The sequence below is a fragment of the Pseudomonas sp. SDT291_1_S447 genome (assembly GCF_054070155.1).
Map to the genome: position 1 here is coordinate 1 of NZ_JBSVXS010000194.1, position 6,674 is coordinate 6,674.

A 6,674-nucleotide genomic window follows, 5' to 3' on the forward strand; every position below is an offset into this window, starting at 1 on the left:
AGGCTCACTCCTACATTGGAATGCGTTCCCCTGTAGGAGTGAGCCTGCTCGCGATAGCGGCATAAAATACACCGCAAAACCATCGGGTTCAGCGAATCCCCGCCAGCAACGTCCGCGCCGTTTGCTTCAACGGCTCATCCCCTTCCTTGAGCAACTCATTGAGCAACGCAATCGCACTGTCGATGTCACCGTCATCGATGCACGTCTGCGCCAGTTCGAGCTTGCCGGAATTGTCGTCGTGGACCGGCTCCGGTTCCTGCAAGTCCAGCGGTTGCAACGCCAGTGACGGCTCGGTATCGGCAAACTCATTGAGAAAATCTTCATCCAGCGGCTCGGTGTCCGGTTCGGGGATCCACTCAAGCTCAGCGTCTGCGCTGGTCGCCTCCGGCAACTCGAAATCCTGAGGCAGTACTCGCAGGCCGGAACCCAGCGCCGAGGTATCAGCCGACGGTTCGATTGAGGCCGGGCGACTGTCCTCCAGATCCCAACTGGAATCCATCGACAGCTCGCCCAGATTCAACTCGAAATCATCTTCCGGCAGCTGTGGTGCAACGACAATCGGGGCCGCCGCAATGACCGGCGGCGCGCCGGCCAACAGCGCGGCACTTGCCAGTTTCGGATGTCGAGCGCGCACATCCTGCAACGTCTGGACAGGCACGCCCAGCTCACGCAAATGACTTTCCTGTTGTTCAAACGCGGCGCTGTCACCCTGGCGCCCCAGTACTTCAAGCAACTGCAAACCGATATCGGTGCGCTCCGGTTCTTTGTGCAAGGCATCGCGCAGCAGCCCGGCAGCTTCGCCGAGTCGGCCATAGGCCAGATAGATCCCTACGGCTTCCAGCACATCACCCGCCGCTGGTTCTTCACGATGTTGGGCAGAGACAGAAGCGCTGACTGATCCTGCGTTTTCGGCTTCAGGCAAATCCGGCTCACTGCCCTGCGGCAAGAGCGGTTGCGGTTCGTCAGCCGGTGTCTGCTGTTGCCGGCGACGGTGCACAAACAACCCGGCCAGTGCCCCCAGCAACAGCAACAAGCCACCGAGCAATGGCCAGTTCAAACCGTCATCGCTGGACGCGACCGGCGTCACAACAGGGGGCGAAGCCGGTACGGGTGTCGCTACAGTCGGTGGCGGCGCTTGCTGAAGTTCGACCAGGCGCGTTTGCAGGTCAGCGATCTGCTTCTTGCCGTCGGCAATCTGCACATCCTGTGTCTGCAGTTTTGCATTGAGTTCGTCGACAGTCTTCTGCAGTTGCTGGCCCAGCAACACACTGGCGGCCAATTGCTCGGCCAGCACATCGTTGGCGGGCGGGGTGGCAGGCGTTGGCAGGGTATCGCGCTTGCCCTGAGCTACCTGCGGCGCAGCCACGGCAGGCTCGACAGTAGGAAAACCGGAGGATTGCGCAAGTGGATCCGGCTCATCGGTGGCCGGCACGATACCCGGCGAACCCGGTGGATCGATCAACACCGTGTACTCGCGCAGCAAACGGCCATTGGGCTGATTGAGCTGCACGAGGAAATTCAAGAAGGGTTCGTTGACCGGTTTACTGGAGGTCACCCGGATCATCTGGCGATTGCCATGCAGGATCGGAATGAACTTGAGGTCGTTGAGGAAGAACACTCGCTCGACCCCGGCCTCGGCGAACTCATCCGCCGTGGCCAGACGCACCGCCAGATCGTTTTGCGTCAGCCCGCCGACATCGACCAACGCGATGTCAGCCTTGAGTGGCTGATTAAGGCCTGAATGAACAGTGATGTCACCCAGCCCCAAGGCCATCGACGAGGCCGAATAGCTGAAAACACCGACGACCAGCAGCCATTTGGCGCCACCGCGCAGTACCACGTGCCGACTTGCGAGCATGAGCATCCCTTAAATAAGCAAAACCGACTTCTATGCGTTCGCACATCCGGTACGAACACGATATTGCCCAGTAGTTCTTATAGTCGGCTCAGCGCGATCTCTCAAAGATACGGCACGGGGATGTGCCTCAAGATTTTTCCAGGTTGCCCAGAATGTGCCCGTGAACTCGCATGCACACCTTCAAATCCGCCTCGTCGACGCCTTCGAACAACTCGTGACGCAGCTGTGTGGCAATGGTTTCGATTTGCTCGATCAGCGGAAGCGCCGGTGCGCAGAGGACGATTTTTTTCGCCCGGCGGTCTTCCATCACGGACTGGCGTTGCACCAGCCCCTGGCTTTCCAGACTATCGAGCAAGCGTGCAAGGGTCGGCCCTTCGACGCCAACGCTCTGCGCCAGCTCTCGTTGGGTTGGCGCTTCTTCAAAACGCGCCAGATGCAGCAGCACCAGCCAGCGCGCCTGGGACAGACCCAGCCCGGCCAGTCGGCGGTCCAGTTCGGCACGCCAGCCACGGGACATCTGGGCCAGTTGCATGCCAAAGCGGTGTTGATCGGTTAACGGCATAAAACACTCACGGTTAGACTGAAAATAAAGAAAATCTAATTATTAGCCAGCTAAGCATGAGCTGCAGTTATAGGCAAGTGGCGGTCTGTACTGAATCGTTACATCTTGAGGTCCCTCACCCTAGCCCTCTCCCAGGGGGAGAGGGGACTGAATGGGGGATGTTTTAGATATTCAGCGACTTTGGGAGTGCTTTGCTGAATCCAGAATGGGACGGCCCTCACCCTAGCCCTCTCCCGGAGGGAGAGGGGACTGAATGGGGATGCTTCAGATATTCAGCGACTTGGGAGTACTTTGCTGAATCCCGAAGTGGACGGCCCTCACCCTAGCCCTCTCCCGGAGGGAGAGGGGACTGAATGGGGATGCTTTAGATATTTAGCGACTTGGGAGTGCTTTGCTGAATCCAGAATTGGCAGGCCCTCACCCTAGCCCTCTCCCAGGGGGAGAGGGGACGGAATGGGGGATATTCGGGAATTACGCCGACGTGGCAGATCGGCGCTGAATCCATAATCGACTCGGTCATTCAGGTCGATGTATGGCGCAAGACACCTCGGTCGGCCCCCTCTCCCTCCGGGAGAGGGCTGGGGTGAGGGGCGACGGCAAAATTACATCTCGAATTCCGACTGCAACGCAGCCCGCACGCAATACAGCACGCCCTCCGGCACACGCCCGGCAAACAGCTCCGCAACCTCGGCGACCGATGGCAACTCGCCCTCGCCATCAAGAAACGCGTCCTGCACTTCGCCCATCAACTCTTCTGGCAAATCCAGCGCCTGCTCGAGCGACAACTGCTGCTTGCCGATCGCCTCGGCGAGCATGGTGTAGACGTTCTTTTCCGAGCACTGCAACTGACCGGCGATCTGCAGCGGCGTCATGCCGGCGCGGGCCAGGGTAATCAGTTCGTGGCGCACGTCGGCCACCGCTTTCGGCGCCTCGACCTCGCCGCCGAGCACTTCGAGGAAGGCATCGCCATAGCGTTCCAGCTTGCGCGCGCCAACGCCACTGACCCGCGCCATTTCCGCCAAAGAAGTCGGCTGGCTGCGGAGCATTTCCAGCAGCGTCGAATCGGGGAAGATGACGTACGGCGGCACACCATGTTCTTCGGCCAGTTTGCGTCGCAGCGCGCGCAGGGCTTCCCACTGTTCGCGCTCTTCACCGCGCACCAGTTGGCTGGCCGGGCTCTTGCTGGCGGTTTTGGCGGTAACCTGCGGTTTGAGGTCGCGGCGCAATTCAAGGCTCACTTCGCCCTTGAGCAATGGCCGGCAACTGTCATTCAGACGCAGACCGCCATAGCCTTCGTGGTCGACATCCGCCAGACCGCGCGCGACCAGTTGACGGAACAACGAGCGCCATTCGCTCTCGCTCAACGCCTTGCCGACGCCCCACACCGACAGGTGCTGATGGCCGAAACTGCGGATTTTTTCGTTGTCCTTGCCCAGCAGCACATCAACCAGATGACCGACGCCATAACGCTGACCGGTACGGAAAATCGCCGACAAGGCCTGACGTGCAGGCTCGGTGGCGTCCCAGGTCTGCACACCATCGACACAGTTGTCGCAATGGCCACACGGCTCGGGCATGTCTTCATCGAAGTACGCGAGCAGGGTCTGACGACGGCAACGGGTTTCTTCGCACAGCGATAGCATCGCGTCGAGCTTGTGTTGCTCCAGACGCTTGTGCCGCTCGTCACCTTCAGAGTTCTGCAGCATCTGCTTGAGCATCACCACGTCTTGCAGACCGTAGGCCATCCACGCATCCGCTGGCAGGCCGTCACGGCCTCCGCGCCCGGTTTCCTGGTAATACGCCTCAAGGGATTTCGGCAGATCAAGGTGCGCGACGAAACGCACGTTGGGCTTGTCGATGCCCATGCCGAACGCCACGGTGGCGACCATGATCAGGCCTTCCTCGTTGAGGAAGCGCTTCTGGTTGAAGGCGCGCAGATCGTTGGGCAGGCCGGCGTGGTACGGCAGCGCCGGAAAGCCCTGCTCACTGAGAAACGCCGCGACTTCCTCGACTTTCTTGCGTGACAGGCAATAAACGATACCAGCATCGCTGCGCCGCTCGGCGAGGAACGCCAGCAACTGCTTGCGCGGCTGCTCCTTGGGCACGATGCGGTAAAAGATGTTCGGGCGGTCGAAGCTCGACAGGAAGCGCTCGGCATTCTGCAGATGCAGGCGCGTGACGATTTCTTCGCGGGTACGCTTGTCGGCGGTGGCGGTCAGGGCGATGCGCGGTACGTCGGGGAACAGCTCGGCCAACTGACCCAGTTGCAGGTATTCCGGACGGAAGTCGTGGCCCCACTGCGACACGCAGTGCGCTTCGTCGATGGCGAACAACGCAATGTTCAGGCTCTGCAGGAATGAGAGCATGCGCGGCTGCACGAGGCGCTCGGGCGCCAGATACAACATCTTCACTTCACCGCGCTTGATCCGCGCCGCGAGATCGCGCTGCTGTTCGGCGCTCAGTGTGGAGTTCAGCGCGGCGGCGGCCACACCGAGCTCTTCGAGGGTGGCGACCTGATCGTCCATCAGCGCGATCAGCGGCGACACCACCACCGCCAGGCCATCGCGCAGCAAAGCCGGCACCTGAAAGCACAGCGACTTGCCGCCACCGGTAGGCATCAGCACCAGCGCATCACCACCGCTGGCCACGCGCTCAATGATTGCACCCTGACGGCCACGGAAACTGTCGTAGCCGAAGATGTCCTTGAGGACGCGTTGAGCCTGTTCGAGCATAAAAACTCCAAAAATCTACCGAAACATCCCTGCACAGGCTGGTTCAGGACAGCCACGGCTGCTTAAACAAAACGTAAGAACGCATTACGTGACACGCGCAATGCGGGCAGGGATCGCAAAACGCGGCAGTATACCCGAGGCCTTCCCTGCACAGGGCGACACCCGTCGATACAATCGCTGATACCTGTGTAGGAGCTGCCGAAGGCTGCGATCTTTTGATCTTGTCCTTATTAAAAGCAAATCAAAAGATCGCAGCCTTCGGCAGCTCCTACAGGGTGTATGCAGGGTATGGCAGGTCAAATCTGCCATGCGGCTGGCTTGAGCGCGCAAGAAGGCCTAGAATTCCCGCATTGTTTATTCCCCAAGGTAGCCCCGTAATGTCCTTCGCTGAGCAACTGACCCGCCTGCAAGTTTTCCTCGACGCCGACGAGCTGCATGACGAGGCGCTGGATTACGTGGCCGCTCACGGCTACCTCACCGCGCTGTCGATCTGCGCTGAAGACGTACCGGAGCGTGAGTGGATCGACGCCCTGTTCGCCGAAGAGCCGCGTTACAGCAGCGACGCCCAGCGCGAAGAGATCGAAGCCACTCTGATCGGCCTCAAGGCCCACATCGCCCGTCAACTGGCTTCGGATGAAGAGTTCGAGCTGCCATGCGAACTGGATCTGGGCGAAGAGCCGGATGATTCCGAACTGCGCGGCTGGTGCATCGGTTTCATGGAAGGCGTGTTCCTGCGTGAAGCAGCCTGGTTCGAAACCGCCGAAGAAGAAGTCAGCGAAATGCTCCTGCCGATCATGGTCGGTTCGGGCCTGTTCGACGAACAGCCAGAGTTCGAAGACATCGCCAAAGACGCCAACCTGATGGACGACATGATCGTGCAGATCCCGGAAGCCCTGACCGCGCTGTACCTGCTGTGCCAGGCACCTGATGAAAAACCGGCGATCCTCAAGCCACGTCACCACTAAGATCCGGCCTATGGACAATCCCATAGGCAACCGCCCCCTGATGTTGCGCTACATCCTGCTGGCCATCGGCTGGCTCAGCGTGGCATTGGGGGTGATCGGGATTTTCCTGCCTGTTTTGCCCACCACTCCTTTTCTCCTGCTCGCGGCGGCGTGTTTCGCCCGCAGCTCTCCGCGCTTCTATCGCTGGCTGGTCGAACACCCACGACTGGGGCCATGGATTCGTGACTACCTCGATGGCAACGGCATTCCGCTCAAGGGCAAGATCTACGCGATCGGGCTAATGTGGGCCAGCATTCTGTTCTCGTGCTACCTGGTGCCGCTACCGTGGGCGCGGGGCTTCATGCTGACCAGTGCGGTGCTGGTGACGGTCTATATCGCGCGCCAGAAAACGCTGCGCAAATCCTGAGCGGGCGAACGAGGCTACCGATCGTCGGAAAACAGCCTTGACCTGTCAGATCTGACAGGTGCGCAATTGGCCGTTTAGCCGTTCAATCACTCCGTCCCCCTTCCCGCACGGAGCCGATGCCATGTCGACGCCTGATCAGCCTCTCGCCCTC

The 6,674-nt window shown here is 60.2% G+C and carries 5 protein-coding genes; 2 read left to right on the forward strand and 3 right to left on the reverse strand.

Annotation, left to right across the window (positions count from 1 at the left end):
- Window positions 1–88 precede the first annotated feature (88 nt).
- From ACW9IR_RS28230 to recQ, 3 genes are all read right to left on the reverse strand, one after another.
- A complete protein-coding gene (locus ACW9IR_RS28230) occupies window positions 89–1,858 on the reverse strand; it encodes a FimV/HubP family polar landmark protein (RefSeq protein ID WP_457465897.1) in 1,770 nt (589 codons plus the stop codon).
- A gap of 127 nt (window positions 1,859–1,985) precedes the next feature.
- Window positions 1,986–2,420, reverse strand: coding sequence for a MarR family transcriptional regulator (locus ACW9IR_RS28235; RefSeq protein ID WP_016984207.1), 435 nt, complete (start codon window positions 2,418–2,420; stop codon window positions 1,986–1,988).
- A 602-nt stretch (window positions 2,421–3,022) separates the two neighbouring features.
- Window positions 3,023–5,152, reverse strand: coding sequence for a DNA helicase RecQ (gene recQ, locus ACW9IR_RS28240; protein ID WP_457465899.1), 2,130 nt, complete (start codon window positions 5,150–5,152; stop codon window positions 3,023–3,025).
- A 377-nt stretch (window positions 5,153–5,529) separates the two neighbouring features.
- On the opposite strand from recQ, the gene ACW9IR_RS28245 reads away from it, so the two are divergent.
- Together ACW9IR_RS28245 and ACW9IR_RS28250 are read left to right on the forward strand one after the other, a co-directional pair.
- Window positions 5,530–6,117 (forward strand): UPF0149 family protein, encoded by a 588-nt coding sequence (locus tag ACW9IR_RS28245; protein ID WP_457465901.1) that lies wholly within the window; start codon window positions 5,530–5,532, stop codon window positions 6,115–6,117.
- 10 nt (window positions 6,118–6,127) lie between these two features.
- On the forward strand, window positions 6,128–6,523 hold the full coding sequence (locus ACW9IR_RS28250; protein ID WP_102901778.1) for a YbaN family protein: 396 nt from the start codon (window positions 6,128–6,130) through the stop codon (window positions 6,521–6,523).
- Window positions 6,524–6,674 lie beyond the last annotated feature (151 nt).

Coding starts and splice junctions, on each gene's coding strand:
- ACW9IR_RS28230 (WP_457465897.1), bottom strand. CDS start 1,858: ATGCTCGCAAGTCGGCACGTGGTACTGCGCGGTGGCGCCAAATGGCTG.
- ACW9IR_RS28235 (WP_016984207.1), bottom strand. CDS start 2,420: ATGCCGTTAACCGATCAACACCGCTTTGGCATGCAACTGGCCCAGATG.
- recQ (WP_457465899.1), bottom strand. CDS start 5,152: ATGCTCGAACAGGCTCAACGCGTCCTCAAGGACATCTTCGGCTACGAC.
- ACW9IR_RS28245 (WP_457465901.1), top strand. CDS start 5,530: ATGTCCTTCGCTGAGCAACTGACCCGCCTGCAAGTTTTCCTCGACGCC.
- ACW9IR_RS28250 (WP_102901778.1), top strand. CDS start 6,128: ATGGACAATCCCATAGGCAACCGCCCCCTGATGTTGCGCTACATCCTG.